Annotated in this window: 30 protein-coding genes; 11 read left to right on the forward strand and 19 right to left on the reverse strand. The window is 60.5% G+C overall.

Going from position 1 to position 26,894, the window contains the following annotated elements:
• Positions 1-204 precede the first annotated feature (204 nt).
• Entirely contained in the window at positions 205-588 is a 384-nt protein-coding gene (locus tag AC1DPR_RS09655; protein ID WP_026371776.1) for a VOC family protein, read from the forward strand.
• 37 nt (positions 589-625) lie between these two features.
• Here the strand turns inward: AC1DPR_RS09655 and msrQ are convergent, their stop codons facing one another.
• The gene (gene msrQ, locus AC1DPR_RS09660) at positions 626-1,282 is read right to left on the reverse strand and encodes a protein-methionine-sulfoxide reductase heme-binding subunit MsrQ (RefSeq protein ID WP_113470074.1); all 657 of its coding nucleotides are present in this window, start codon (positions 1,280-1,282) and stop codon (positions 626-628) included.
• Positions 1,282-2,229, reverse strand: coding sequence for a protein-methionine-sulfoxide reductase catalytic subunit MsrP (msrP, locus tag AC1DPR_RS09665; RefSeq protein ID WP_113470075.1), 948 nt, complete (start codon positions 2,227-2,229; stop codon positions 1,282-1,284). The genes msrQ and msrP overlap by 1 nt, the downstream gene beginning before the upstream one ends.
• A 326-nt stretch (positions 2,230-2,555) precedes the next feature.
• On the opposite strand from msrP, the gene ilvD reads away from it, so the two are divergent.
• Positions 2,556-4,394 (forward strand): dihydroxy-acid dehydratase, encoded by a 1,839-nt coding sequence (gene ilvD, locus AC1DPR_RS09670; protein WP_113470076.1) that lies wholly within the window; start codon positions 2,556-2,558, stop codon positions 4,392-4,394.
• 35 nt (positions 4,395-4,429) lie between these two features.
• On the opposite strand, the gene AC1DPR_RS09675 is transcribed toward ilvD, so the two are convergent.
• The gene (locus AC1DPR_RS09675) at positions 4,430-4,729 is read right to left on the reverse strand and encodes a lysozyme inhibitor LprI family protein (RefSeq protein WP_477816250.1); all 300 of its coding nucleotides are present in this window, start codon (positions 4,727-4,729) and stop codon (positions 4,430-4,432) included.
• Positions 4,730-5,138: 409 nt separating this feature from the next.
• Between AC1DPR_RS09675 and AC1DPR_RS09680 the strand changes: the two genes are divergently transcribed.
• Positions 5,139-6,542: a DegQ family serine endoprotease gene (locus tag AC1DPR_RS09680; protein WP_018857096.1), complete on the forward strand. Its 1,404-nt coding sequence runs from the start codon at positions 5,139-5,141 to the stop codon at positions 6,540-6,542.
• On the forward strand, positions 6,539-7,855 hold the full coding sequence (locus tag AC1DPR_RS09685) for a replication-associated recombination protein A (protein ID WP_113470078.1): 1,317 nt from the start codon (positions 6,539-6,541) through the stop codon (positions 7,853-7,855). Before AC1DPR_RS09680 ends, AC1DPR_RS09685 begins: the two co-directional genes overlap by 4 nt.
• On the opposite strand, the gene AC1DPR_RS09690 is transcribed toward AC1DPR_RS09685, so the two are convergent.
• The 4 genes from AC1DPR_RS09690 to AC1DPR_RS09705 all read right to left on the reverse strand — a co-directional run bounded on the left by AC1DPR_RS09690 (position 7,856) and on the right by AC1DPR_RS09705 (position 9,704).
• Positions 7,856-8,158: a DUF1883 domain-containing protein gene (locus tag AC1DPR_RS09690; RefSeq protein ID WP_113470079.1), complete on the reverse strand. Its 303-nt coding sequence runs from the start codon at positions 8,156-8,158 to the stop codon at positions 7,856-7,858.
• 103 nt (positions 8,159-8,261) lie between these two features.
• Complete coding sequence (locus AC1DPR_RS09695) at positions 8,262-8,525, reverse strand: hypothetical protein (protein WP_051085589.1); 264 nt, start codon at positions 8,523-8,525, stop codon at positions 8,262-8,264.
• A gap of 116 nt (positions 8,526-8,641) precedes the next feature.
• Positions 8,642-9,553, reverse strand: coding sequence for a dihydrodipicolinate synthase family protein (locus AC1DPR_RS09700; protein ID WP_113470080.1), 912 nt, complete (start codon positions 9,551-9,553; stop codon positions 8,642-8,644).
• 7 nt (positions 9,554-9,560) lie between these two features.
• A complete protein-coding gene (locus tag AC1DPR_RS09705; protein ID WP_477816232.1) occupies positions 9,561-9,704 on the reverse strand; it encodes a hypothetical protein in 144 nt (47 codons plus the stop codon).
• 293 nt (positions 9,705-9,997) lie between these two features.
• Here AC1DPR_RS09705 and AC1DPR_RS09710 point away from each other — a divergent pair, with 293 nt between their 5' ends.
• Both AC1DPR_RS09710 and AC1DPR_RS09715 read left to right on the forward strand, forming a co-directional pair.
• On the forward strand, positions 9,998-10,888 hold the full coding sequence (locus AC1DPR_RS09710; RefSeq protein ID WP_113470081.1) for an aminoglycoside phosphotransferase family protein: 891 nt from the start codon (positions 9,998-10,000) through the stop codon (positions 10,886-10,888).
• 158 nt (positions 10,889-11,046) lie between these two features.
• Positions 11,047-11,454 carry a DoxX family protein gene (locus tag AC1DPR_RS09715; RefSeq protein ID WP_018857089.1) on the forward strand — a complete coding sequence of 136 codons (408 nt, stop codon included), beginning with the start codon at positions 11,047-11,049 and terminating at the stop codon, positions 11,452-11,454.
• A 5-nt stretch (positions 11,455-11,459) separates the two neighbouring features.
• Here AC1DPR_RS09715 and AC1DPR_RS09720 read toward each other — a convergent pair whose 3' ends face one another.
• The 8 genes from AC1DPR_RS09720 to AC1DPR_RS09755 all read right to left on the reverse strand — a co-directional run bounded on the left by AC1DPR_RS09720 (position 11,460) and on the right by AC1DPR_RS09755 (position 17,222).
• Positions 11,460-12,233, reverse strand: coding sequence for a bestrophin-like domain (locus AC1DPR_RS09720; protein ID WP_018857088.1), 774 nt, complete (start codon positions 12,231-12,233; stop codon positions 11,460-11,462).
• 102 nt (positions 12,234-12,335) lie between these two features.
• On the reverse strand, positions 12,336-13,127 hold the full coding sequence (locus tag AC1DPR_RS09725) for a sulfite exporter TauE/SafE family protein (RefSeq protein ID WP_113470082.1): 792 nt from the start codon (positions 13,125-13,127) through the stop codon (positions 12,336-12,338).
• Positions 13,128-13,141: 14 nt separating this feature from the next.
• Positions 13,142-14,074, reverse strand: a complete 933-nt coding sequence (argC, locus tag AC1DPR_RS09730) for an N-acetyl-gamma-glutamyl-phosphate reductase (protein WP_113470083.1) — start codon at positions 14,072-14,074, stop codon at positions 13,142-13,144.
• Positions 14,075-14,137: 63 nt separating this feature from the next.
• On the reverse strand, positions 14,138-15,097 hold the full coding sequence (gene speB / locus AC1DPR_RS09735; protein ID WP_113470084.1) for an agmatinase: 960 nt from the start codon (positions 15,095-15,097) through the stop codon (positions 14,138-14,140).
• 95 nt (positions 15,098-15,192) lie between these two features.
• The gene (locus tag AC1DPR_RS09740; RefSeq protein WP_018857084.1) at positions 15,193-15,495 is read right to left on the reverse strand and encodes a putative quinol monooxygenase; all 303 of its coding nucleotides are present in this window, start codon (positions 15,493-15,495) and stop codon (positions 15,193-15,195) included.
• Positions 15,496-15,631: 136 nt separating this feature from the next.
• On the reverse strand, positions 15,632-16,099 hold the full coding sequence (rpsI, locus tag AC1DPR_RS09745; RefSeq protein WP_018857083.1) for a 30S ribosomal protein S9: 468 nt from the start codon (positions 16,097-16,099) through the stop codon (positions 15,632-15,634).
• A 2-nt stretch (positions 16,100-16,101) separates the two neighbouring features.
• Complete coding sequence (gene rplM, locus AC1DPR_RS09750; RefSeq protein WP_018857082.1) at positions 16,102-16,566, reverse strand: 50S ribosomal protein L13; 465 nt, start codon at positions 16,564-16,566, stop codon at positions 16,102-16,104.
• Between the two features lie 224 nt (positions 16,567-16,790).
• Positions 16,791-17,222 (reverse strand): PaaI family thioesterase, encoded by a 432-nt coding sequence (locus AC1DPR_RS09755; protein WP_018857081.1) that lies wholly within the window; start codon positions 17,220-17,222, stop codon positions 16,791-16,793.
• Positions 17,223-17,295: 73 nt separating this feature from the next.
• Between AC1DPR_RS09755 and AC1DPR_RS09760 the strand changes: the two genes are divergently transcribed.
• Positions 17,296-18,129 carry an enoyl-CoA hydratase gene (locus AC1DPR_RS09760; protein WP_477816233.1) on the forward strand — a complete coding sequence of 278 codons (834 nt, stop codon included), beginning with the start codon at positions 17,296-17,298 and terminating at the stop codon, positions 18,127-18,129.
• Here AC1DPR_RS09760 and AC1DPR_RS09765 read toward each other — a convergent pair whose 3' ends face one another.
• Both AC1DPR_RS09765 and AC1DPR_RS09770 read right to left on the reverse strand, forming a co-directional pair.
• Positions 18,130-18,966, reverse strand: a complete 837-nt coding sequence (locus AC1DPR_RS09765; protein ID WP_113470178.1) for a DMT family transporter — start codon at positions 18,964-18,966, stop codon at positions 18,130-18,132. It abuts the gene before it with no gap.
• 412 nt (positions 18,967-19,378) lie between these two features.
• On the reverse strand, positions 19,379-19,708 hold the full coding sequence (locus tag AC1DPR_RS09770) for a hypothetical protein (RefSeq protein WP_113470085.1): 330 nt from the start codon (positions 19,706-19,708) through the stop codon (positions 19,379-19,381).
• Between the two features lie 104 nt (positions 19,709-19,812).
• Here AC1DPR_RS09770 and AC1DPR_RS09775 point away from each other — a divergent pair, with 104 nt between their 5' ends.
• The 3 genes from AC1DPR_RS09775 (at position 19,813) to AC1DPR_RS09785 (ending at position 21,984) form a co-directional block, all read left to right on the forward strand.
• Entirely contained in the window at positions 19,813-20,241 is a 429-nt protein-coding gene (locus tag AC1DPR_RS09775) for a CoA-binding protein (RefSeq protein ID WP_113470086.1), read from the forward strand.
• A gap of 110 nt (positions 20,242-20,351) precedes the next feature.
• The gene (locus AC1DPR_RS09780) at positions 20,352-21,635 is read left to right on the forward strand and encodes an O-acetylhomoserine aminocarboxypropyltransferase (RefSeq protein ID WP_192304835.1); all 1,284 of its coding nucleotides are present in this window, start codon (positions 20,352-20,354) and stop codon (positions 21,633-21,635) included.
• Positions 21,636-21,639: 4 nt separating this feature from the next.
• Positions 21,640-21,984, forward strand: a complete 345-nt coding sequence (locus tag AC1DPR_RS09785) for a cupin domain-containing protein (RefSeq protein ID WP_113470087.1) — start codon at positions 21,640-21,642, stop codon at positions 21,982-21,984.
• A gap of 54 nt (positions 21,985-22,038) precedes the next feature.
• Here AC1DPR_RS09785 and AC1DPR_RS09790 read toward each other — a convergent pair whose 3' ends face one another.
• The gene (locus AC1DPR_RS09790; protein ID WP_477816234.1) at positions 22,039-23,400 is read right to left on the reverse strand and encodes a sigma-54-dependent transcriptional regulator; all 1,362 of its coding nucleotides are present in this window, start codon (positions 23,398-23,400) and stop codon (positions 22,039-22,041) included.
• Positions 23,397-25,259, reverse strand: a complete 1,863-nt coding sequence (locus AC1DPR_RS09795) for a sensor histidine kinase (protein WP_018857073.1) — start codon at positions 25,257-25,259, stop codon at positions 23,397-23,399. The genes AC1DPR_RS09790 and AC1DPR_RS09795 overlap by 4 nt, the downstream gene beginning before the upstream one ends.
• Positions 25,260-25,498: 239 nt before the next feature.
• On the opposite strand from AC1DPR_RS09795, the gene AC1DPR_RS09800 reads away from it, so the two are divergent.
• Positions 25,499-26,833, forward strand: a complete 1,335-nt coding sequence (locus tag AC1DPR_RS09800) for a dicarboxylate/amino acid:cation symporter (protein WP_026371773.1) — start codon at positions 25,499-25,501, stop codon at positions 26,831-26,833.
• Positions 26,834-26,894 lie beyond the last annotated feature (61 nt).

Below are 26,894 nucleotides of genomic sequence, written 5' to 3' on the forward strand. Positions count from 1 at the left end.
TTGTAGCCCTTGCTGGGCACGGGAGACGGCGGTCGTGGACGGGGTCGTCGTGTTTCCACCAAGACAAGGCGTATTCAGGAGCGGATCGCTGCCCTTGGATGCAGCCGCAGGCCAATGCTGTATCGTGCTGCCGCTTGGCATGTTGAGCAGTCTTGAGATCGGAGCTAGCTTGGTGTTCCCGCCAACGTCTCAAGGAGTGGGCGCTTGATAGACCATATAACCGTTGCTGTGAGTGACTTGGCAAAGAGCAAGCTCTTCTATGAGAAGGCGCTTGCACCGCTAGGATACAAACTTTCCTTCGGAAAGGAGAGCGTGTTCTGGGCCTTCGATATCGGCAATGGGTGCCTTTTCGAGATCCAGCAGGTCGACAGCCAGCCCCCTTTGACGAGTGTGCACGTCGCCTTTCGCACTCGAGGCAAGGCCGAAGTTGATGCGTTTTATCACGCCGCGCTTGATGCTGGCGCGAAGGACAATGGCGCCCCCGGCCCACGCCCACAATATGCATCAGGCTATTACGCCTCCTTCGTTCTCGATCCCGATGGCTACAACATCGAAGCCATGATCAATCAGCCAGCGACAGAATCGTGATTGGTCGCTAGCCGATAGTCGAAGGAGCGTGCGCAAATCATGAGGCGGTCGCTGCAGCCCGTGTGCGCTGGCGGCCCTGGCCGCGTTTCCTGCTCCGCGCGATCGGCCGCCATGAGCGGTAGAGGATCAGCAGGATGATCACCGTGACATAGACGTATTGCTCGAGGTCGATGACCTTCGTCGATAGCGCAAAGTGTACGGCGCCGGCAGCGGCGATGATGTAGACGAGGCGATGCAGCCGGACCCAGTTCGGTCCGAGGCGGCGGATCGAAAGATTGTTCGACGTCACGGCAAGCGGAACGAGCATGACGAACCCGGCCATGCCGAACATGATGAAGGGCCGCTTCAGCACGTCGTTGAGCACAGCTGAGAGATCAAGTGCCTGGTCCAGCACCATGTAAACAGTCAAATGCATCGCCACGTAATAGAAACAGAGGAGCCCAAGCGCGCGGCGATAGCGCAGATAGTTCCAACCGAACAGATCGCGGGCAGGGCTGACGGCGAGCGTCAGGATAAGGAAGCGGATCGCCCAAAGGCCGAGGAACAGTTCGAAGGTCTTTACCGGATCGGCGCCGAGCTGATCGGTCGCGCCGAGATAGAAGGTCCATGCGGCGGGCAACAGGCCGATGGCATAGAGCGCCCAGACAGAGGACGATTGCCACCGCTTCGCAAGGCTGAGCGAAAATCCCGGCATCAGAAGTTCTTCCGAAGATCCATGCCGCTATAGAGGCTGGCGACCTCGTCGGCATAGCCGTTGAACGGCAGGGTGGGGTGGCGGCTGGCGCCAAAAAAGCCGCTTTCGCCGATGCGCCGTTCCGTCGCCTGGCTCCAGCGTGGGTGATCGACCTCCGGATTGACGTTGGCAAAAAAGCCATACTCCTGGGGATTGGTCACCTGCCAGGTGTTCTTCGGCTCCTTATCCGTCAGGGTGATCCGGACGATCGACTTGATGCCCTTGAAGCCATACTTCCACGGCACGACCAGCCGGATCGGCGCGCCGTTCTGGTTCGGCAAGGTCTGACCATAAAGACCGACGGCGAGCAGGGCGAGTGGGTGACGCGCTTCGTCGAGCCGCAGGCCTTCGACATAGGGCCAGTCGAGCGATTGGAAGATGCCTTTCTGTCCCGGCATCTCTTCTGGCCGCACGACCGTTTCGAAGGCGACGTACTTTGCGCTTCCGAGCGGCTCGACTTTGTTGAGCAGGGAAGCAAGCGGAAAGCCGTCCCACGGAATGACCATCGACCACGCCTCGACACAACGCATGCGGTAGGTGCGGCTCTCGATCGGGAATTCCTTGATCAGCGCTTCGACATCGAACGTGCCGGGCTTGTTGACCATGCCGTCAACCTTAATGGCCCAAGGCAGCGGTTTAAAGTCGCCGGAGAGCGCAGCGGGATCGCCCTTATCCAGGCCGAATTCGTAGAAATTGTTGTAGGTCGTGACGTCCTTCAGGGGTGTCGTCTTCTCATCGACCGTATATTTGCTTTCGACGACCGACAGTGCCGCTGCACTGGCCTTGCCGGCTCCGTACAGCGCCATGGCGCCCAGCGTCGCAGCGCCGAGGAATTCGCGGCGGCGCAGATAGAGTTGTTGCGGCGTAATCTCCGAGGATGCGATCTTGGGGGGGCGATAGGCTGGCATCGGAAACCTCCTGAGCAAGTAAGCTCGGTATAAACCTTCAACGCATTAAACACATCTTTAGATCATTGTTTATGCCCACAGGCACGGCTGCGAAAAGCCAACTTTTTGTGTTCGCTGCTTGATGCAATAGTCTGTAACGAAACGACTGCCGTGACCGTATAAGCTCGATGTGCCCAGGAGCCGAAGCGTACCGGTTTCGGCCTTCCCGGTAGTGACAGCCCACACCGTTTGGATTAGGACAATTCCAAAAAACGGCGACAACCCGGCCGCTTGAAGCCTGCGACCCGCAATCGCCGACGATTTCCGACACGTAAGGAATACGCCAAATGCCAGCCTACCGTTCCAGAACCACGACCCACGGCCGCAACATGGCGGGTGCGCGCGGCCTTTGGCGCGCCACGGGCATGAAGGATTCGGATTTCGGCAAGCCGATTATTGCGGTGGTGAACTCCTTCACCCAGTTCGTGCCTGGCCACGTCCATCTCAAGGACCTTGGTCAACTCGTGGCCCGCGAAATCGAAGCTGCTGGTGGCGTCGCCAAGGAATTCAACACGATCGCCGTCGACGACGGCATCGCGATGGGCCATGACGGCATGCTCTATTCGCTGCCGTCGCGCGAACTGATTGCCGACAGCGTCGAATACATGGTCAACGCCCACTGCGCCGACGCGATGGTCTGCATCTCCAACTGTGACAAGATCACGCCCGGCATGCTGATGGCCTCACTCCGCCTCAACATCCCGACCGTCTTCGTCTCCGGTGGCCCAATGGAAGCCGGCAAGGTCGTCCTGCATGGCAAGACCCACGCGCTCGACCTCGTCGACGCCATGGTTGCCGCCGCCGACGACAAGATCAGTGATGAGGACGTCAAGGTCATCGAACGGTCTGCCTGTCCGACCTGCGGTTCGTGCTCGGGCATGTTTACCGCCAACTCCATGAACTGCCTGACCGAAGCGCTCGGCCTGTCGCTGCCCGGCAACGGCTCGACGCTCGCAACGCATGCCGATCGCAAGCGCCTGTTCGTCGAAGCTGGTCACCTGATCGTCGATCTCGCGCGCCGTTACTACGAGCAGGACGACGTCAAGGCTCTGCCGCGCACGATCGCGTCCAAGAAGGCGTTCGAGAACGCTATGGCCCTCGATATCGCCATGGGTGGTTCGACGAATACCGTCCTGCACATCCTCGCGGCTGCTCACGAAGGCGAGATCGATTTCACGATGGCCGACATCGACGCCTTGTCGCGCCGCGTTCCCTGCCTCTCCAAGGTCGCACCGGCAAAGAGTGATGTCCATATGGAAGATGTTCACCGCGCCGGCGGCATCATGTCGATCCTCGGCGAGCTGGACAAGGGCGGCCTGCTGAACCGCGAATGCTCGACGGTCCATGCCGAAACGCTCGGCGACGCGATCGACCGCTGGGACATTACCCGCACCAACAGCGAGACGGTCCGTAACTTCTACCGCGCCGCGCCCGGCGGCATCCCCACCCAAGTCGCCTTTAGTCAGGAAGCGCGTTGGGACGATCTCGACACGGACCGCGAAAAGGGCGTTATCCGCTCCGTGGAGCATCCGTTCTCGAAGGACGGCGGTCTTGCTGTTCTGAAGGGCAACCTGGCGCTTGACGGCTGCATTGTGAAGACGGCAGGCGTTGACGAATCCATCCTGAAGTTCTCCGGCCCGGCCAAGGTCTACGAAAGCCAGGACGCGGCCGTGAAGGCCATCCTGTCGAACCAGGTCGTTGCCGGCGATGTCGTCGTCATCCGCTACGAGGGCCCGAAGGGTGGCCCCGGCATGCAGGAAATGCTCTATCCGACGAGCTACCTGAAATCGAAGGGCCTCGGGAAGGCTTGTGCGCTGATCACCGACGGCCGCTTCTCCGGCGGTACCTCCGGGCTTTCCATCGGCCACGTCTCGCCGGAAGCGGCAAACGGCGGTACGATCGGTCTGGTTCGCGAAGGTGACATGATCGACATCGACATCCCGAACCGCATCATCAGCCTGCGCGTCGACGACAAGGAGCTGGCGAACCGTCGTGCCGAGCAGGAGGAGAGGGGCTGGCATCCGGCCGAGCAGCGCAAGCGCAACGTCACGACGGCGCTGAAGGCTTATGCCGCCTTCGCAACCAGCGCCGATCGGGGAGCCGTTCGCGATCTCGGCAGCCGCTGAGCTTCTTGTCAAGAGAATGTGAAATGGACCGGTCGCTAAAGCGGCCGGTTTATTTTTTTGTAGGTTTCATCGAGCTGTTTCAGGCGCGCGTCATAGGCAGCCTTGATGCATGCCGCGTCTGCGGCGCATTCCTGGCGTTTCTTGAGCCAGGCCGTTTGCTCGTCCTGCAAGGTGCCGCGCGAGCCCATCGCCATAAGCCCAGACAGCAGGTTGAACGTCGTTACCATCTTCACATCGGCATCGTTCAGCGCGCGGTTTTCGCAGATCACTGTTTCATCCGGCTTCAGTTCCTTTGCGTCGCAATCAAAGCTCGCGGCATGGGACGCGCCTGCCATGAGCGCTGAAAGGGTGAATGCTGCGACGGGAAAAAGCGTGGGGTGAAAAGCTCTCATGCATCAGTTCCTGTTTCATTGGGTCCAGCGACAAACATGATGCAGTTGGCCGACGCGGCAAGGACGGGTCCTGCTTTGGCTTAAAGGAATCGGTGGGCGAACGGCGCTTCAACAGCTTGGGCACCAGGAATGGGGCAGAGGTGCAACATGCTTCGAGCGCGATGTCTCCTTCGGGTGACTTCGGCTTGCCTTTGGCATTAGATATCAGTCGCATAGAGTTCGTTTTTGAATCAGTTTGCGAAGCTTGATCAGCAGTCCGTGAGCTGCCTTGTTCTTCCATGCTTCCGCCCTCTTTCCTTTCTAGCGTCCGGCGCTACAACGTGTTCAAGAGCGAATTTCAGAAGGAACCCCCATGCATGACCTGTTGAAGCGCACGGCCCTGCCTCTCGTGGCTCTGGTGCTTGCGCTGCCGGTTTCCGCCAATGCTCAAACCGCCAAGACCGTACCGCAGAGCCAGCTGGAGATGCAGCTCTCCTTCGCGCCGCTCGTCAAGCAGACGGCAGGCGCCGTTGTGAACGTCTATGCCGAAAAGACCGTCCGCAGGCAGTCGCCTTTCGGGGGCGACCCCTTCTTTGAAGAGTTCTTCGGTCAGCAGATGCCGAACCGAAGCGAGAAGCAGTCGTCGCTGGGATCGGGCGTCATCGTCGAGGCGAACGGAACGATCGTAACGAACAACCACGTCGTGGAAGGCGCGGATGACATCAAGGTCGCGCTTTCGGACGGGCGGGAGTTTCCGTGCAAGGTTGTCCTGCGAGATGACCGTGTCGACCTTGCCGTCCTCAAGGTCGACACCAAAGAGACCTTCCCGACCCTCGCGCTAGGCAATTCCGATGCCGTCGAGGTCGGTGATCTCGTCCTGGCGATCGGCAATCCCTTCGGTGTCGGCCAGACGGTCACCAGCGGTATCGTTTCGGCGCTGGCACGTAATCAGGTGGTCAAGAACGAGTTTGGCTTCTTCATTCAGACGGATGCGTCGATCAACCCCGGCAACTCCGGCGGCGCGCTGATGAACATGAATGGCGAGCTGATCGGGATCAACACGGCGATCTTCTCGCGCGGCGGCGGTTCGAACGGCATCGGCTTTGCGATCCCGGCCAATCTCGTGAAGGTGTTCCTTGCGTCTGCGGATGCCGGCGTGAAGTCCTTCGAGCGGCCCTATGTTGGCGCCACGTTCGATGCGGTGACATCCGAGGTTGCCGAAGCGCTCGGCCTCAACAAGGCGCGCGGTGCGCTTGTCGTCAAGGTTACCGAGGGTGGCCCGGCGGCCAAGGCCGGATTGAAAGCCGGGCAGATCGTCTCCGCCGTCGATGGCATTCCGGTCGAGCATCCGGATGCGCTGCTCTATCGCCTGACCACGGTAGGGCTTGGCAAGTCGGTTAAATTGACCGTGGTCGAGAACGGCCGCGAGCAGCAGATCGCACTAGCGCTCGACAGAGCGCCCGAGACGGCGCCACGCGACCAGCGTACGATCGGTGGCCGCACGCCCTTCACGGGCGCTGTTGTCGAAAATCTCTCACCGCGTGTTGCCGACGAGCTGCGCATGCCTTCGGAATCGACCGGCGTCGTTGTTTCCGAGGTGAAGGAAGACTCCCTTGCCGCTCGCCTCGGCTTTGAGCCAAAAGACATCATAATCTCGATCAATGGCACGGAAGTGAAGAATACCAAGGAACTCGCAGCGATCGCCGACGAGGATCCCAGCTTCTGGCGCGTCGAGATCGAGCGCGATGGCCAGCGAATCCGACAGTTTTTCCGATGAGTGACGATCTCTTTGCACCGCGCATTCCCGAGGAGGTCGCCAACCGGCGGCCTCTTGCCGATCGCCTGCGGCCCCGCACGCTTTCGGAAGTCACTGGCCAGGAGCATCTGACCGGCGAAGACGGCGTGTTGCGGCGCATGATCGAGAGCGGTTCGCTCGGCTCGATGATTTTCTGGGGGCCGCCCGGCACCGGCAAGACGACTGTCGCCCGATTGTTGTCGGGCGAGGCGGGTCTCGCCTTCGAACAGATCTCCGCGATCTTTGCAGGCGTGGCCGATCTCAAGAAGGCATTCGAGGCGGCACGGCTGCGTCGAATGGATGGCCGGCAGACGCTGCTCTTCGTCGATGAGATTCATCGTTTCAACAGGGCGCAGCAGGATAGTTTCCTTCCGGTGATGGAGGACGGCACCGTCATCCTCGTGGGCGCCACCACCGAGAATCCCTCATTCGAGCTCAATGCGGCTTTGCTGTCCCGCGCACGGGTGCTGACCTTCAAGTCGCATGACGATGAAAGCCTCGAAGAATTGATGAAGCGTGCCGAGGCGGCCGAAGGCAAGGCGCTGCCGCTGACGGAAGACGCCCGTGTCAGTCTGCTTAGAATGGCGGACGGTGACGGACGCGCCGTTCTGACGCTTGCCGAGGAAGTATGGCGTGCTGCGCGCGAGAAGGAGACTTTTGATACGGAGGGCCTCACGCGCATCGTGCAGCGCCGCGCCCCAGTCTACGACAAGGCCCAGGATGGGCACTACAACCTCATCTCCGCGCTTCACAAGTCCGTCCGTGGCTCCGACCCCGATGCAGCGCTCTACTATCTCGCGCGCATGTTCGACGCCGGCGAAGATCCCCTTTATCTAGGCAGGCGCCTCGTTCGCATGGCTGTCGAGGACATCGGCCTTGCCGACCCGCAGGCGCTGGTGATCTGCAACGCGGCGAAGGACGCCTACGACTACCTGGGCTCACCCGAAGGCGAACTGGCATTGGCGCAGGCCTGCGTCTATCTCGCGACCGCACCGAAGTCGAACGCCGTCTATACGGCTTTCAAGGCCGCGACCATGGCCGCCAAGCAGAATGGTTCGCTTCTGCCGCCGAAGCACATCCTGAATGCGCCGACGAAGCTGATGAAGGGCGAGGGTTACGGCGAGGGCTATCGTTACGATCACGACGAGCCGGACGCCTTTTCGGGCCAGGATTACTTCCCGGAGAAAATGGGTCGACAGACCTTTTATGATCCACCAGAACGCGGCTTCGAGCGGGATATCCGCAAACGCCTTGAATGGTGGGCAAAGCTCAGGAAGGAGCGCAATCAGCGCTGATCAGGAGGCTCGCATCTGCCCTGCGGGAGCGGCGAGCTTCACCGCTGATTCCGCAAGGCCATGATGGCCTTCCATGTCCACCACCAGATGCCAATGTCCGCTGTCGGGAATGGACAGACGGATGGGAGACTTCCGCGCGACGCCGCCGACATATTTGAAGTCGAGGACTTCGGTGAAGCGCTGATAGTTCGGCGCAGTCATCAGGCGCACATTCGCCACCGCGTTCAACGTCACCTCGATAATCGTCCCGGCGCGCTGTTCCTTCAGATCGTAGTGGGTAAAGCGAAAGTTTGGTTTCGGCATGGTCTCGTGGCATCTTCTCTACGCCAGCACCATAGGCCCTTCCAGTTAAGGAAGCGTTTGCCATTGGCGACGGGCCAGCTGGCCCGCCACCAATCACGATGTATCAGTGGATTTCCTTTTCGCCGCGCTCTAGCGCGCCGAACTGCAGGACGATGCCATCCGCGGCGCGGCAAATCTGCTCGGGCTTGTGATCGCATTCATCGGCTGCGAAATGGCGTGCTGCGTGTTCGCTGATGAAGACGCCTCCAACGAGCCCTTTGCGGTCCTGCACGACCCAGCGGCCATTTCGGTCTTGGCCGATGGTGAAGCGTGCAGAACCCTGGCGTTGGAGGGGTTCGATTGCGGACGCAGATTGAAGAGAGGGCATCGAATTTCCTTTCGAATTGTCTTCTGCGCTGGATTGCAGCGCTGTGCCACGCTCAGGAAGGTAGTGGTACTCGCATTCGCCTTCCATTGGCCGGTGATCAGGAAAATATAAAAATATCATATATATAAAGCGGCATCTTGAATCTCGGAAACGCGCGAGAGCGCCTGCGAAATAAGCTGTTCTCCATCGGCATCCAGGGCCAGAAGCGGCATTCGGACTTCCGGATCGATCGGCAACATTGTCCGCAACGCGTTCTTGATTGCAGCGGGGTCGGCCTCGGGGCCTAGCGCTCCTGTCAGTGGGGCCAGCCTGTCATCGAGCAAGCGCGCAGCTGGGAGATTGCCGCCGCGCGCCGCCTGCTGCAGCGAGGCATACAGACGCGGGTACACGTTCGCGCCAGCCGAGATGATGCTGTTGCCGCCGCTGCCGAGGAAGGAGAGGGCCGTTGCGTCGCGATCGGAAAGAAGCAGGAAGCGTTGACGCCAGAAGGGCACCGGGCACCTAGCGACGGCGTTGCCCTCCGCAAGGGCCAAGCCGACGATTGACGGGATATCGGCGAGCGCGGCGAGTGTCGGCAAGGTCATATCGATTGCCGTGCGCATCGGGTTGTTTTCGACGATCAAGGGAAGGCTCGTTGCGGTCGCGAGCTGAGCGAAGTGACCGACAATGCCCTTATGTCCAGGCTTGGAATAGTACGGAAGCGTCACTAGGGCAGCACTGGCGCCAAGCTCCTCGGCGTCTAGCGTAAAGGCGATCGTCGTTGCCGTAACGTTCGTGCCGGTTGCGGCAATGACGGGAACAAGATCGCCGGCAACGCGGACACAGGTCCGGATGACTGCGGCGCGCTCGCTTCTGGTGAGGGTCGGTCCTTCTCCGGTCAGTGTACAGACGGCAAGCCCGTCGACACCGCCGCGGATCTGTCGCTCCGCCAGTCGTTCCAGTGCGGGAAGGTCGAGTGCTCCGTCGCGAAACGGCGTGATGAGCGCGGTCGTGGTGGCGCCGAGGCGCAACGGTCTGTCAGCTGGCATGCTGCGCTCAAAGGCCGCCCAGAATGACGTAGAGTTCAACAGCGGCAAGCACGACGCCGAACAGGATGAGCGCCTGGGCCGTGCGTCGCTCGCGCATCTGCCGTTTCGGTGCCGGGCGGCGCGAGCGGGGGATCGGGGCATTGGGTAGCATGAAATCTCGCATGGCTTTCAACCTTCGCATTTCATGGGAAGGCTAACGCCATTCACGGTAGGAATTCCATTCGAGTACAAGCAGCGTGATATAGAAATCGCATAAAGACGCGGATCCGACGAAGGCGGCGGCGCCGGAGAAATACCATGAATTTCAGGCGATTAGCGGCGAGCCTGGATTCATCTTCTCAGGGTCTTGATTCAAAGTCGAAAGGTCGAAGACAACCTTAGGATTGATCTCTGCTGGGAAAGGCCGACATTATGCCGGCACCTTCAGGGAGGACTGCCAGAACAATGGATGGCCCAGTAATCGATACCGCGCTCGTGCGTCGGCTGATTGCCACGCAGTTTCCGGAGTGGGCTGATCTGGCGATCCGGCCCGTCGAGTTCGGCGGATGGGACAACAGGACATTCCACCTTGGCGCGGCGATGACGGTTCGGTTGCCGAGCGCTGCTCACTATGCCGAACAGGTCGCCAAGGAGCAGCAGTGGCTGCCGGTTCTTGCGCCGCAGCTGCCTCTGCCGATACCCGTGCCTCTGGCGATGGGGAGGGCGGACGAGAGCTATCCCTGGCCGTGGTCGGTTTATGAGTGGCGTGACGGTGAGACGGCGCTGACGGAACGCATCGACGACCTCAGTGAGTTCGCCACCGCCCTGGCCGGTTTCCTCGATGCGTTGCAGGCGGTGGACGCCAGAGGGGGACCTCCGCCCGGCTCGCACAACTTTTTTCGCGGCGGATCGCTGTATGTCTACGACGCGCAAACGCGCGAGGCGCTTGTGCGTTTGGATGGTCGGATCGACACGCAACTGGCGACGGACGTCTGGGAAGCCGCGCTTTCGACTTCGTGGCAAGGCGCGCCTGTGTGGTTTCATGGCGACGTCGCCTATGGCAACCTTCTAGTCAGGAACGGTCGCCTCGATGCCGTGATCGATTTCGGGACGTCGGGCGTCGGCGACCCCGCCTGTGATCTCGCAATCACCTGGCACCTGTTCGAGGGACAGAGCCGCCAGGTGTTTCGAAAGGCACGTCCGCTCGACGCGGGGACGTGGGCACGCGGCCGCGGATGGACGCTATGGAAGGCCCTGATCGTCGCCGCCGGCATGGCCGGCGCAAATCCCGTAGACGTCAGGAGATCTTGGCAGGTCATCGAAGACGTGCTGGCCGATTACCTGGCGTGGGCATGACGCTCTCGGAATTGCGCTGTCGAAAATAATGGCGGCTGGATGTCGGGAGAGAAGGTCCCGCTGCGTCCTATGGGGGAAGGTTAGTGGAACCGCAATCGCGGGACGCAGAAAGCCGGAAATTTGGACAACGAACGGCTTCGGGCCGAGGGAGAGATAGCATGAGCAAAACGTTCGCAATTCTGCTGGCGCGACTGATCTTCGGCGCCATTTTCGCGATGGCCATGAGTTTCAAGTTCATGGATATACAAGCCACCGCGAGCTATATCGCCGCGGCGGGCTTTCCTTTCCCGCTCTTCCTGGCGTGGATAGCGGCGTTCTTCGAACTTGCCCTGACGCTGGCATTCCTGACGGGAGCCTTCTTCTCGGAAGCCTCGGTTCTGGCCGGCATCTACGTGATATTCCTGGCCTTCGCCTTCCATGGCCCAAGCCATTGGAGCGCGAATCAGGCGGAGTTCGGTTTCTTCGTGGATCACTTCACCTTCCTCGCAGGCCTGCTCTACGCGGCGGTGCATGGACCGGGGGACGCGTTGGTCCTGAAGACGCGCTCGCCGCTGATGGCTCGATAGGTCAGCTATCCGGAGGGCGGAGGGTTTGCCAATTCATCGAGCAGGCGCTCGAACGCCGTCGGCTTCATTGTAGCCGGCGGGTTGTAGGGGTCTGAGAACGCGTAGATGAAGAAAAGAATGATGCCGGTGAACGCGCCGAGCACCGAAAGCAGCAGCAGGTTTCGCGCATCCGGCGGGTAGGGATAGTAGCCGAGCGCCATGAACACGAGCCCCGAAATCGCCGCGAACCAGAAGATGATGCTGATGGAATCGGTGCCGCTGTTTTCACGCTTGTCCCGCGCCTCCGCGATACGGTGCACATCACCAAGCATATGTTCGCGAATGCTTTGCTGGCGCACATTGGTCGGCGTCAGGTCGAGCACCCGCTGATAGACGCTGTCCCACTTGTTCCACGCCGTGGGCGATAGCTGCCCAGTGTCTCCAAGCATGCGCCACTCCTCGTCGACGACGATCTGCACATACTCGAAGAGCGCTTGCTGGATGGGCGCCTTCTCGTTGACGCCGTAGCGATCAGCGTCGAAATACACGTCTGCGATTGCGTTCGCTTCCGTAACGCTTTCGAACTTCAGTTGCTGGTACTCGATCATCTCCTGGGCGAAGACGAGCGCCAGGATCAGCGCATGCAGCGACGATATTCGCATGACGATGGCGCCGGCTAGCTCTCTGTCCTTGCCAGTCGGATCGCCGCCCATGATCAGACGCATCACAAAATAGAAGACCAGCGTTACGAGAACCGTACCGCCGATAAAGGCAACACCGAACAGGACGACTGCACTCATGCGCGCTCCCCCAAGGTCGGGCACGACTTTATGCGGCAGTGGACCATTGATCAACGACGGTTGCGCGGCTTCGCGCTCCGCCATTCGGCGGTGTGTTGGACCCTACCGGAGGACCCCATCGAGCAGCGGCATTCCCATGATGGCGGAGGCTGCGATCAGCAGATAACAGATCATTCGGAACGTGCTCTCCTTGGCGAGCCCGAACAGTTTCGAGCCGGCATAGAGACCGATGGTGTAACTCGGCAGGATAACGATCGTCAGGGCAAACACGGCCTCAACGAACAGCCCGCCAAAATAGTAGCTGACGACGCTGAAGCAGGTGGAGATCGCGAAATAGAGAATGACGTTTGCCCGCACCCGGGCAAAATCGGTCTTGCCGCCGAGCCAATAGGCAACGACCGGCGGTCCACCGAGCTGGGCAGCGCCGCTGAAGAGGCCGGCAACGAGACCTGTCGTGGAGGTCAGCGATACCAGTGGCTCGCCATGGTATCGCCACCCGGAAACCAGCAACGCAAGCAGGCAAATGGCGATCGCGGTGATCGCCCAGCGCAACGTCAGCGGATCCACCAGCGCCAGCGCTGCCGTCCCGGCAGGCACGCCAAGCACCGCGCCCGCTGCCATGGTGAAGACTTCACGCCGGTTTGCGCTGCGCCAAGCCGGGGGAATCATACCAAGCGTCGCCAGGCCATCGATGACGAGCAGGACGGGCGATATCAGCTTCGGACCTATGATTGCGCCGCCAAGCGGAACGAAGATCAGCGCCGCGCCGAATCCGGAGAAGCCGCGTGCCAGTCCCGCAATCAAGGCTATGGCGACGAGCGATGAAATGCCGCGGTCTGGTAGGGCGGCAACAAACCACGCGCTCGTGTTCGCCAGCAGCGTCTCAAGCGACATGATCGGTTCCGGGATTAGGAGGCGAGCATCAGGTCCATGTTCTGAACCGCGGCGCCCGAGGCACCCTTGCCAAGGTTGTCGAGCAGCGCAACGAGGTTGACCTGAGACGCACCCGGCGTGCCGAACACGAAGAGCTTCATCGTGTCCTTGCCGGCAAGCTCGACGGCATCGATACGGGGGAGCTTGCGGCTCTCGTCCAGCGGCACCACCGTCACGATGTCCTGGCCCGCATAGTGAGCGACAAGAGCAGCGTGGATGCTTTCGAGCGTCGTGCCCTCGGCAAGATCGTCGAGATGCAGCGGTACCTGAACGATCATGCCCTGCGGGAACTTGCCGACAGACGGCGAGAAGATCGGTGCGCGATCCAGCAGGCCGTGGATCTTCATCTCGGGCACGTGCTTGTGTGCCAGCGTCAACCCGTAGAGGAAGTGCGGCGCGGTGATCGCATCCTCCCGGCTCTGATCCTCGATCTGCGCGATCATCTGCTTGCCGCCGCCGGTGTAGCCGGAGACCGCATTGACCGTGACCGGATAGCCGTCGGGCAGAATGCCGGCAGCGCGCATCGGCCGGATGAGGCCGATCGCGCCGGTGGGGTAGCAGCCCGGATTGGCGACGAAACGCGCCGCCTTGATCGTCTCTGCCTGCTCCTTGTCCATCTCCGCGAAGCCATAGGCCCAGGAAGGATTGACACGGAACGCCGTGGAGGTGTCGATGACACGCACGTTGTTGTTGCCCGAGACCATCTGCACCGCTTCCTTCGAAGCGTCGTCGGGCAGGCAGAGGATCGCGATATCGGCGCTGTTCAGCATGTCCTCGCGCATCGCGGCGTTGCGACGCTCCGCTTCCGGGATCGACAGAAGCTCGACATCGCGGCGGCCGGCCATGCGCGTGCGGATCTGCAAGCCCGTCGTGCCATGTTCGCCATCGATGAAGATCTTCGGTGCCATTGTCTCGCTCACACTTTCAACAGGTTAGAAAGAAGTCCGGAATCATTTTGTAAGAGGGATGAGTCAGCCGTGTGACGCGCTTGCGCGGCGCTCGGCATGTAGGCCAAGCATATACATCGCGACCGTCGCCCCCGCAATGGCGGTGATGTCCGCATGATCGTAGGGCGGCGAGACCTCGACGACGTCGGCGCCGCGGATATCCAGCTGGTGCAGACGCTGCAGCACCGAGAGAATCTTGGCGCTCGAGGGACCACCTGCCACAGGCGTACCGGTGCCGGGCGCATAGGCGGGATCGAGGCAATCGATATCGAAGGTCAGGTAGGCCGGCGCGCCGCGGGTATGCGAGATGATCGTCGAGGCGATATCGCTCGGAGTCATCTCCTCAAGCTGATGGCCGTAGAGAATATGAATGCCGAAATCCTCGGGTGCGTGGGTGCGGATGCCGATCTGGATCGACCGATCGGGATCGATGATGCCGTCCCGCGCGGCCCGCGCCACGAACGAGCCATGATCGATCCGCCTGTTGTCGTCGAACCAGGTGTCCTGATGCGCATCGAATTGGACGAGTGCTAGCGGTCCGTGCTTGGCGGCATGCGCCTTGAGGATCGGCCAGGTGACAAAATGATCGCCGCCAAGGGTCAGCATGAATGCACCGCTGTCGACAATCGCCTTCGACTGCCGTTCGATTGCTGCGGGCGTCTCGTGGTGGTTGCCGTAGTCGAGCAAGCAGTCGCCATAGTCGATCACGGCCATCTCGGCAAAGAGATCGCGGTTGAATGGATATTGCGGGTCGTTGTCGAAGATCGCCGACGCACGCCGTATCGCTTGCGGTCCGAACCGCGTGCCCGGCCGATTGGATGTCGCGGCATCGAAAGGGATGCCCCAGACGACCGCATCCGCGTCGGCCAGTTCCTTGGTGAAGCGGCGACGCATGAACGACAGCGCCCCGGCGAAGGTGGGGTCGCTGGCGGCCGATGTGAGGCTCGTTGCCGTGAATGCGTGGTCGATCGACTTGTTGGCCAAGAGATGCTCCTCGAGGGTGTTGGTCGCTATGCCTACCAGAAACGAATCTCAAACCGAAAGGCCAAAACGGTTCTGGTCGCTCGGCCAAACTGGTTTTACCCCGGCAGCTTGTCGGCCAACACCTCGGGTGTCTTCAGTTGCGGCGCTTCGGCAAGCAGTTCAGCTGCTCGTGCCATCAGCGTCGCGGCCACCTTGCCGTTCAAATGCGCCTGCCGGCCTGCCTCATCGTCAAAGGTATCGAAGATGGCGAATGTGCTCTGGTCGTAGCGAATGGCAAACCACGTCACGGTACCGGGCTCCTGTTCGACAAGCGCCTGCGCGCTCTTCAAGAACGTCGCCACTTCTTCTTCCTTGCCGGATTTTGCTTTCAGTTCGACATAGATTGCTTGCTTGGTCATTCCTGCCTCCCTTGGGATGCGCGTGAAGCGCCTGGAATGCAGTAGAACTGGCAAGGGAACGGGCCGCTTCAAGCAGCCACCAAACAAAAAGGCCGGGCGAAGCGCCCGGCCTTTCGTAGTCGATATTCCGCAGCGATTAACGCTTGGAGAACTGGAACGAACGGCGGGCCTTGGCCTTACCGTACTTCTTACGTTCAACAACGCGGCTGTCGCGGGTCAGGAAGCCGCCCTTCTTCAGGACCGAGCGCAGGCCCGGCTCGAAGTAGGTGAGGGCCTTGGAAAGACCGTGACGAACGGCGCCGGCCTGGCCGGAAAGACCGCCGCCTGCAACCGTTGCAACGATGTCGAACTGGCCGTCACGGGCAGCAGCGACGATCGGCTGACGCAGAATCATCTGCAGAACCGGGCGTGCGAAGTATTCCGCGAATTCCTTGCCGTTGACGATGATCTTGCCGGAACCCGGCTTGACCCAAACGCGGGCAACAGCGTTCTTGCGCTTGCCGGTCGCGTAGGAACGGCCAAGCGAGTCGACCTTACGGACGTGAGCCGGAGCAGCAGCTGCTTCGGACGTGCCGAGATCCTTCAGGGAGGAGAGGTCAGCCATTCTTAGGCGCTCCTTACGTTCTTCTTGTTCAGCTTGGCGACGTCGAGAACGACAGGCTGCTGTGCTTCATGAGGATGATTGGAACCAGCGTAAACGCGGAGGTTCTTCATCTGACGACGGCCGAGCGGGCCGCGCGGAACCATGCGCTCAACAGCCTTCTCGAGAACGCGCTCCGGGAAGCGGCCTTCGATGAGCTGGCGAGCGGTACGCTCCTTGATGCCGCCGGCATAACCGGTGTGCCAGTAGTAAACCTTGTCGGAGTACTTCTTGCCGGTGAAAACGACCTTGTCGGCGTTGATGACGATAACGTTGTCGCCGTCGTCAACGTGAGGCGTGAAAGTTGCCTTGTGCTTGCCGCGCAGACGCATAGCGATGATGGAAGCGAGACGACCAACGACGAGCCCTTCGGCGTCGATGATGACCCACTTCTTCTCCACCTCTGCAGGCTTCTGGGAGAAGGTTGCCATAGTTGTTACTCTCTTTTGGATCCCTCGGCCCGAAGGCGAGAGGGCGTTTCTTGTTGCTTGGTTTGGCTGTCCGAAGACGCACCAAAAAGAAAGCAGCCCGGAAAGGCTGCATTTCTGGTGGTGTTTATAGAGGCAAAGCAGCCTGGGGTCAATATTTACGAATTGGCGTGCAGCAAAAATGTATCAGTAAAATCAATATGTTATATATGTGGTATTGTGTTACCTCATATTTCGCGCGGCGGAATGGAGTAAGTCGCCGTCGCATGAGCGATCAACTCGTCCGCACTTTCCTGGAAAATCGAGGCCTCGATGACGGCGAGCCGCTTGCCAAGCTTGAGAATCCGACAGGTGCAAGTCGTCGGTCTAGGCTTCGGCAGGCGCAGGAAATTGATGTTGAGATTGGCGGTAACCGCCAGCGCCACCGGCCCGATATGCGCCAATACTGCTGCATAGGCCGTCACATCCGCCAAGGTGAAAAGGGCTGGTCCGGAGACGGTGCCGCCGGGGCGCAAGTGCCTCTCGCTCGGGTCCAGCCGCATCGAGACGCTGCCGGGTGTGATCTCGGTGATCGCAAATACGCGCCCACCCGTGTGGATCTGCGGAAAGTCCGTATCCAGAAAACGGTGGAGCTCGTCGATCGTCATGACCGGCTGCATGAGTTTGCCTCGAAATTGCTTGTCGCCTGTGGCAGAACAATTAGCACGAAATAGCAATGCAGGGAGTTAGACCATGGCCGAAGTCGTATCCTTTCGGAAGGACCCGAGCAAAGCGGGCGAGGGCGCGCTCGTCATCCCGCAATTGAGCGATGGCATCCTGCGGCTGACGCTCAGCAATCCGCCTGCAAATGCGCTCTCGATCGCCGTCATGGAGACCCTGATCGGTGAGCTCCAGAGCGCCGCCGAGGACGCTGCCGTTCGCGTGGTCATCATCGCATCGACCGGCAATGTCTTCTCTGCCGGCCACGACCTCAAGGAATTGACCGCGCATCGGGCCGATGAGGACGGCGGCGAGGCATTCTTCGAAGAAACCTTTGCGCTGGCCGCTGATCTCATGCTCGAAATCACCCGCTTGCCAAAGCCTGTCATCGCCGAGATCGACGGCCTCGCAACGGCTGCCGGTTGCCAGCTTGTCGCCTCCTGCGATCTTGCGATCTGCACCGATACGGCAACCTTCTGTACGCCCGGCGTCAATATCGGCCTGTTCTGCTCGACCCCCATGGTGGCCGTGTCCCGCGCGGCGCATCGCAAGCAGGCGATGGAGATGTTGCTCACCGGTGAGACGATCGACGCCTCGACCGCGAAGCATTTCGGCCTGGTGAACCGCATCGTGCCGAAGCAATATCTGACGCAGGTCGTCACCAAATACGCGTCCGTCATTGCAAGCAAATCGCCGTTGACGCTGAAGATCGGCAAGGAGGCATTCTACCGCCAGCTCGAAATGCCCGTCGAGGAAGCCTACGGCTATGCTGCTCAGGTCATGGTCGACAATATGCTGACCGCCGATGCCGAGGAGGGGATTGGGGCCTTCCTGTCCAAGCGCATGCCGCAGTGGACCGGCGAATAGCTAGCCGAGTTTCAGGATCAGCCCGCCTGCGGCGATGATTGCGCCGGCGAGATAGCGCCAGGGACTGGCCTTTTCCTTCAAAACGATGACTGAGATCAGCAGGGCGAAGAGGATCGACGTCTCGCGCAGCGCCGCAACAGTTGCCACCGGGGCCTTGGTCATCGCCCAAAGGGCGAGGCCGTAGGACGCGATCGATCCGCCGCCACCGATCAGGCCGCGCCACCAGTTGTAGCGGACATGCATGGCGACTGCGACGGCGCCGCGCTTAGAGATCGCCCAGGTGAATAGCAATACCGGCGGCAGCAGCGACATCCATAGCGTATAGGAGACGGCATTGCCCGAGACGCGGGCGCCGACACCGTCGACATAGGTGTAGGTCGCAATCACGCAGGCATTGGCGAGGGCCAGCCTGATCGCGTGGCCGCTGCCTTTTCGCGCCTCGAAGGCCAGCGTCAGGGTACCGGCGCAGATCGTCATCGTGCCGAGGAGCGAGCCGGTCGACAGTGTCTCGTTCAGGATGAAACCGCTGGTGGCTGCAATCAGCAGCGGAGCGCACCCGCGCATCAGCGGATAGACAAGGCCGATGTCGCCTGCGCGATATGCGCCTGCGACGAGCTGAAAATACGCGAACTGGAGAACAGCGGAAGCGCCGATGAATGGCCATGCGGCCGAGTTCGGCAATGGCAGGAACATCAGGAAGGGAAGAGCGCACACGGCACCGCCTGCCGAAATGAGGCTGGCATCGAGCGATTTGTCCGTGCCCGCCTTGATCATGGCGTTCCATGTCGCGTGCAACAGGGCACCAAATAGAACGAGCAAAATGACGTGGATTGGCAAAAAGACCACCGGGCGGTGTGAAAACAGCGATTGTGGAATTGTTGTTACGCCGCTCTTGGTAAAAATCAATCCCGTTCGATGACAGGACGGACCACACTGGCTCCCGGTCGCCCGTCAAGCAACCTGAGGATGCTGGCCCTCAAATCGATAAAAGAGGAACGTACACCAGAGGTATTTGCTCGATGGTCGCCTGTTCAACCATGAGGCGTTGCTAACATATGCAAGAACATATGTGAACATATACAGGATATACATAGAACGGTGACGGAGGCTACGGATTTGCCACCCCAGATTCTCACAAAACTGTGACAAAAGCCATCACGGAATCCATCGCTTAGCCGAAATTTTGTGACGCGCGCGCTTGAGCCCGCGAGGCTATAGCGTCGCGATTTGGGACAGCAGAAACAAGCTTTTACAGCGAATAATCGGGAATGATAAACATCCCGTCTAAGTTGTCTATATTCTGGCAGTTCAGCACGCGACACCTCGGATTGTCCTTCGTAGGAATGGTCGTCCATTCAGCATATTGATTGGGGTCGCAATAGTTGCTGTTGCGAATGTAGCGGTCGAACAATGTCATGCCGCTCACTCGTTTCGACGGATACCGAAGGATCACGGCGCCCTCGTTATGGATCGCCGCGCGCGCTGCCTGGCAGCTCATGTTGAGCGCATTGTATCTCGAAATGGCCAGTGCCGGGGAGGCGGCCATGACGAAGGCGATCGCGACAACCAATTTTTTCATGGGAAAATCCTCCTGCTGCGTCCTAATTCCTATATACGCTGAAACGATCAGCCTGGTTTCAACCAACCCCGAAGTAAACGCGATTGTTATTGGAGGCGAAGTCCTTGAATCACGATAGGTATGAGGATGACTACATCCTCGGTATTCTGCGTTCCGTGAAGACGATTGCCCTGACGGGCGCGTCACCGAACCCCGCGCGACCGAGCAATGGCGTGATGGGCTATCTGCTGTCTCGGGGGTACAACGTTATCCCCGTGAATCCCGGTCAGGCAGGTAAGCAGATCCATGGCCAGACGGTCTACGCTCGGCTTGCCGATGTCCCGGTATTGGTCGATATGGTCGAGGTCTTCCGGGCTTCGGAATTTCTGTCGGGTGTTGTCGACGAGGCATTGGCAATGAGCCCGCGGCCGAAGGTGATATGGTCTCAGCTTGGTGTACGTGACGATGCGGCAGCGGCAAGAGCCGAGGCTGCCGGCATCAAGGTCGCCATGGATCGCTGCCCGGCAATTGAGTATCCCCGCCTCATCGGCTGAGTGGTTGGATTTTCCAAATAACGTGCCTGGGTTGAAAAAGAACGCGATTAACTTTTCGCGGTTGTTCGCTATGCTCGCCGCCATTCGATCAAGCTGAATGGGAGGATTTCATGGCCAAGAGCGGTCCGGGTTTCAATACGTTGGCAGTTCATGCGGGGGCACAGCCCGACCCCACGACCGGCGCACGCGCGACACCGATCTACCAGACGACGGCTTTTGTCTTTAACGATTCGGATCACGCGGCGGCCCTCTTCGGTCTGCAGCAGTTCGGCAACATCTACACCCGGATCATGAACCCGACCCAGGCCGTGCTCGAAGAGCGCGTCGCGGCACTCGAAGGTGGCACCGCCGCGCTTGCCGTTGCGTCCGGCCATGCGGCCCAAGTGATTGTCTTTCACACGCTGATGCGCCCCGGCGAGAATTTCGTGGCCGCGAAGCGCCTGTACGGAGGCTCTATCAACCAGTTCGGTCATGCCTTCGATAATTACGGCTGGCAGGTTCGCTGGGCGGATCCCGCGGATCCCGCGAGCTTCGAAAGCCAGATCGATGGCAAGACGCGGGCAATCTTCATCGAGAGCCTCGCAAACCCCGGCGGTACCTTCGTCGACATCGCTGCGATCGCGGCAGTGGCGCACAAGCATGGCCTGCCTCTGATTGTCGACAACACCATGGCGAGCCCCTATCTCATCCGGCCGATCGAACACGGTGCCGATATCGTCGTGCATTCACTGACGAAGTTCCTGGGCGGTCACGGCAACTCCATGGGCGGCATGATCGTCGATGGCGGGACCTTCGATTGGTCGAAGTCCGGCAACTATCCGATGCTGTCTAGCCCGCGGCCGGAATATAACGGCGTGGTCCTGCATTCGACATTCGGCAATTTCGCATTTGCCATCGCCTGCCGCGTGCTTGGCCTGCGCGATCTCGGTCCGGCGATTTCTCCCTTCAATGCATTCCTGATCCTGACCGGCATCGAGACGTTGCCGCTGCGCATGCAGCGCCACAGCGATAACGCGATAGCCGTCGCAAGGTGGTTGAAGGCGCACAGCAAGGTCGCCTGGGTGAATTATGCCGGCCTCGAGGACGACCCGAACCACACGCTGCAGCAGCGCTATTCGCCGAAGGGCGCCGGCTCCGTCTTCACCTTTGGTGTCAAGGGCGGCTACGAGGCCGGCAAGACGCTGGTCGAGGGGTTGGAACTGTTCTCGCATCTCGCCAACATTGGCGACACACGCTCGCTCGTGATCCATCCGGCATCGACCACGCACCGGCAATTGACGGACGAGCAAAGGATCGCCGCCGGCGCCGGGCCCGACGTCGTTCGCCTTTCGGTTGGCATCGAGGACGTGAAGGATATCATCGCCGATCTCGAGCAATCGCTGGCGAAGATTTGAGGCAATGGCAAACTACCTGACTTTTGACATCAACGGCGTCGAACCGGAGTTCGGCGCCCCGGATGCCGACCGCATACTGGCCGGCGACCCGCAGTTCAAAACCTGGAACTTGGAGGAGGCCGATGGCGGCCTCTATTCCGGCATATGGGAGGCGACGCCCGGCAAGTGGCGGATCGCCTATGACGAGTGGGAATATTTCAACGTGCTTTCGGGCCACTCTGTTGTCACGGAGGACGGTGGTGACGCTGTGCATCTTCGCGCAGGCGATCGGATGATCCTCAGGCCCGGCTTTAGGGGAACCTGGGAAGTGGTTGAAACGACTCGCAAGGATTATGTCGTCCGCCTTTGACTGCGTGGCGGAAGGCGAAGGTCTGGTCACCGATCGGCACGGCGGTCACAGGGGCTAGCTTCTGTCGGAAGAGGCGAAATCGCTGCGGACGATGCCGTGGCGCTGGAGCTTGTCGTAGAATGTCTTCCTGGGAATGCCGAGGTCCGCGATCGTGCGGCGGACGTCGCCGTCATTGGCGTTCAGAGCTTCGCGAATGATGTGGGCCTCGTAGCGTTCGAGCCGGTCCGGAAGCGACAAGGCTCCATCCGTCTCCGGTTCTGCTGCCGGAGCACGATCCGAGACCTGCCCGACGCCGAGCACGAACCGTTCGGCAAAATGTGACAGTTCGCGCACGTTGCCCGGCCAGTCGTATTCCCGCAGGTGGCGATGGATCGACGAGGGGATCGTGGGCACGTCTCGCTTGAAGCGGCTCGCGGCGCGCTCGGCGAAGTAGCCGAAAAGCAGCGGAACGTCATCCCCTCGCTCCTTGAGTGGCGGGATCGAGATCGTCACGACATTGAGCCGATAATAAAGATCCTCACGAAAGTCGCCACGCTGGCGGGGATCACTGAGATCGATCTTGGAGGCGGCGACAACACGCAGGTCGACCGGTCGGACCTCGTTGGTGCCAAGCGGCGTAACCTCGCGCATCTCGAGCACACGCAGCATCTGCACCTGGGTTGCCGGCGGCATGCTCTCGATCTCGTCGAGAAAAAGCGTTCCGCCGCTCGCATGCTCGATGCGACCGATGCGCTTTTTCTGCGCGCCGGTGAAGGCGCCGGGCTCATGACCGAACAGCTCGCTTTCAACCACGCTTTCCGGCAGCGCACCGCAGTTGAGTGCGACGAAATTGCCGGATGCGCGTCGACTCCAGCGGTGGAGCAGGCTTGCCACGACCTCCTTGCCGCTGCCGGTTTCTCCCATCAGGAGAACGTCGACATCGGTGTCGGCAATCTGTCGCAGGGTGTGGCGCAGCCGCTCCATCGCCGGCGTCTGGCCGATCAGCGGAAGGTCGTCGCGTGCCTCTTCGGTCGCCTTGCGCAGAGACCTGTTTTCCATCACGAGACGACGCTTTTCGGCGGCGCGCCGCACGCTCTGGATGAGCCGGTCTGTCGCGAACGGCTTGGTGATGAAATCATAGACTCCGTCCTGCATGGCTTTCACCGCCATCGGAATATCGCCATGTCCTGTAACCAGGATGACCGGCAGATCCTCGTCCCGTTGTCGCACGCGACCGAAGAGCTGCAGGCCATCGATCCCAGGCATCCGGATATCGGAAACTACGACGCCTGCGAATTCCGGGCTCAATGCCGCCAGTGCTTCCCCCGCGTCGGAAAAAGCCGAAACGGAAAAGCCGGCGAGCTCAAGCGTCTGCTTCGTTGCCCGCAGCAGGTCCTTGTCGTCATCGATGAGAAAAATCGGCGTTACATCGGTCATGCCATGGCCTTCCGCAGGTGCACCGTAAAGCAGGTTCCGTTCGCATCGCTCGTCACGTCGATGCGGCCGCCATAGTCGGCCACGATGTCCTTGGAAATGACGAGGCCGAGACCCAAACCTCTTTCCTTGGACGTATTGAACGGCGTGAAGAGCGACTTCAGGATGTCAGGCGAAATCCCCGGGCCGTTGTCGGCGACCTTGATTGCAACTTCGTCGCCTGTCTCTGTCACCGAGACGTCGACCTTCGCGTCGGCTCGCCCGTCAAGGGCCTCCAAAGCATTCTGGAACAGGTTGATCAGGATCTGTTCAAGCCGGATCCGGTTGCCGAGTACGCATAGCCTCGCTGGAGGCGGCCGAATATCGAGTGCTTCCAGTTGTCCGGCAAAGCGGCTTTTCAGCAGAACAACCGCTCCATCAATAACACTCAGCAATTCCACGGGCTCCGGCGCCACGCGGCCCTTGCGCGCAAATGCCTTCAACTCGTCGGTAATCGCTCCGATCCGTTCGGTGAGCCCGGCAATCGCCTCCAGGTTTTCGTCCACCTGATTCGTCTGCCGGCGTTCCAGAAAGACGCGGGCGTTGTCTGCATAGGCGCGTATGGTCGCGACCGGCTGGTTGATCTCGTGGGCCACGCCCGCCGCCACCTGGCCGAGGATCGCGAGCCGGTTCGCCTGCACCAGTTCCTGCTGCACGACCTGCAGCCTTGCTTCGGTTTCCCTGTGATCGGAGATTTCGGCCTGCAGACGGTCGCGCGCCCTGCTGAGATCGTCGGTTCGCTCGACGACCCTTCGCTCCAGCTCCTCGCGCATGGCTTGTTCTTCCGCGATCTTGGTCGCGGCCGCCTGGCGCCTCCATAGGAGAAACGCTGCGATGGCGAGAATGGGCAGAAGGACGGCAAGCGACAGTAGGCGCATTTCTCGAACGGACGCGGCGACCGGGGCATCGGTCGGTACCAGATACTCGAGATGCCATGGGGTGGTGGGAACTGGCGTTGCTAGGCGCAAATATTCGCCTTCGCCACTGCCGGGAAGAACGGCGGAAACAAGCGAGGCCTCGGCATCGATTGGCCGGGGCCGCATGATAGGCAATTTCGCTAACGGCGCATCGCCGAACTGTTGGCTGTTGCGGATGGCGGCAAGCTCAGCCTCAGGCACCGGACCGTTGATCATAAAACGCCAGGAGGGGATACTGGTGATCAGAACAACGCCGCGATTGTCGGTGACATAAACAGGACGATGCGTATCGCGCCAATCGCTCTCAAGCTGGTCGAACTCGAGCTTGACGACCACGACGCCAAGGGGCGCCGCCGCACTGCCGACGCGGCGCGAAATGTAGAGGCCAGGGCGCTTGCTGACACTGCCTAGGGCAAAATGCTCGGCGGTTCCTTCATCCATCGCCTTTCGGAAGTAATCGCGGAAGGCGTAGTCGTTGCCGACGAAGCTGATGGGCTCCCGCCAGTTGCTCGAGGAGACAGCGATACCGTTGGGACCAATGACGTAGAGCACCGCGGCCTGCGTTCCCGTGACAAGTCGCTCCAGCTTCCGGTTCAAGATGTCGATTGCATCGCTGCTTTTGGACGAGAGGCCATCGAGAACCTGCTGGTCCTCGGCAAGAAGCAGGGGCAGGGCGCGTGGCCTCTCCAGAACGGCGTTGAGCAGCGCCACCTTCAGGCTCGCATCGGTCCGGCTCTGGCTCACAATCGTATCGATGGCGGCGCGACGCCCATAGACGGTCGCGCCGAACAGCGTGGCAAGGATCAGCGCTGCCGAAACCGAAGCAAAGAGGATCCACGTTCGCCGTACCCGCCGGCTGGCACGGTGGAAGGAACCGAAATCCGATCTCGAAGAGGATTGAAGCATTGTTCACTCTGTGCGTAATTCCGCACTCACGTCAAATCAATTTGTGCGAAAATGCGCTCATCTCTTTTGCTTTACGGCGCGGACGAACAATAGACTGTTGCGAAATCAATATCTTAATAGCGGCGTCGCAACTTGGCACGCATGTTGCAAAACCTCCGCAAACAGCCGCGTGGCTGTTGAATTGGTAACGCAATCGCCCCGGGAGGCCACCGTTGGTTTTGGGGCACATGGAGGACATCATGGGTGCAGCACTTCCAGTCGCGCAGCCGCGCGGCAAGGTTCCCTTCTATCGGCTTCTCTACGTGCAGGTTCTTGCCGCCATCTGTGCTGGCATCCTGCTCGGTCATTTCTATCCCGATATCGGCACGGCTCTGAAGCCGCTCGGCGACGCTTTCATCAAGCTCGTCAAAATGATCATCGCCCCCGTCATCTTCTTGACCGTTGCAACCGGCATCGCCGGCATGTCGGACCTGCAGAAGGTTGGACGCGTTGCCGGCAAGGCGATGCTGTACTTCCTCGTCTTTTCGACGCTGGCATTGGCTGTCGGCCTGCTGGTGGCCAACGTGATACAGCCGGGCGCCGGCATGCATATCGATCCGGCGACGCTGGATACCAAGGCCGTCGCAAGCTACGCGGAAAAGGCTCATGACTCGACCGTCACGGGCTTCCTGATGAACATTATCCCGAACACGATCGTTGGTGCTTTTGCCGACGGCGACATTCTTCAGGTGCTGTTCTTCTCCGTCCTGTTCGGTATCGCGCTTGCCATGGTCGGCGATCGCGGTCGGCCGGTCGCTGACTTCCTGCAGTCACTGACGGTGCCGGTCTTCAAGCTGGTGGCGGTCCTGATGAAGGCAGCTCCGATCGGCGCTTTCGGCGCCATGGCGTTCACCATCGGCAAATACGGCATCGGCTCCATTGCAAACCTGGCAATGCTGATCGGTACCTTCTATCTGACATCGCTGCTCTTCGTTCTGGTCGTTCTCGGTGCGGTTGCCCGCTACAACGGGTTTTCGATCCTTGCGCTGATCCGTTACATCAAGGAGGAGCTGCTGCTGGTGCTCGGTACGTCTTCTTCGGAAGCCGCGCTTCCGGGCCTCATGGCCAAGATGGAACAGGCAGGCTGCAAGCGCTCTGTCGTCGGTCTCGTCATTCCGACCGGCTATTCCTTCAACCTCGACGGCACGAACATCTATATGACGCTCGCAGCCCTCTTCATCGCTCAGGCGACGGATACCCCGCTGACGCTGGCAGACCAGATCCTGCTTCTGCTGGTCGCGATGCTGAGCTCCAAGGGCGCTGCCGGCATCACCGGTGCCGGCTTCATTACGCTTGCCGCAACGCTCTCGGTAGTGCCCTCGGTTCCAGTGGCAGGTATGGCGCTAATCCTCGGTATCGACCGCTTCATGTCGGAATGCCGCGCGCTGACCAACTTTGTCGGCAACGCGGTCGCGACGGTCGTCGTCGCCCGCTGGGAAAATGAACTTGATCAGACGAGGTTTGCTGCGGCCATGGCCGGCAGGTTGCCTCCGGAACCGGTCGACGGTGTGCCGGCTCTGCAGGCCGCGGAATAACGCCAAACCGTAAGGTGTTGGAAGCATGACAGAGAGGTCCGCGTTCTCCGGAACGCGGACC

The sequence above is a fragment of the Rhizobium sp. 01T417 genome, assembly GCF_056398905.1.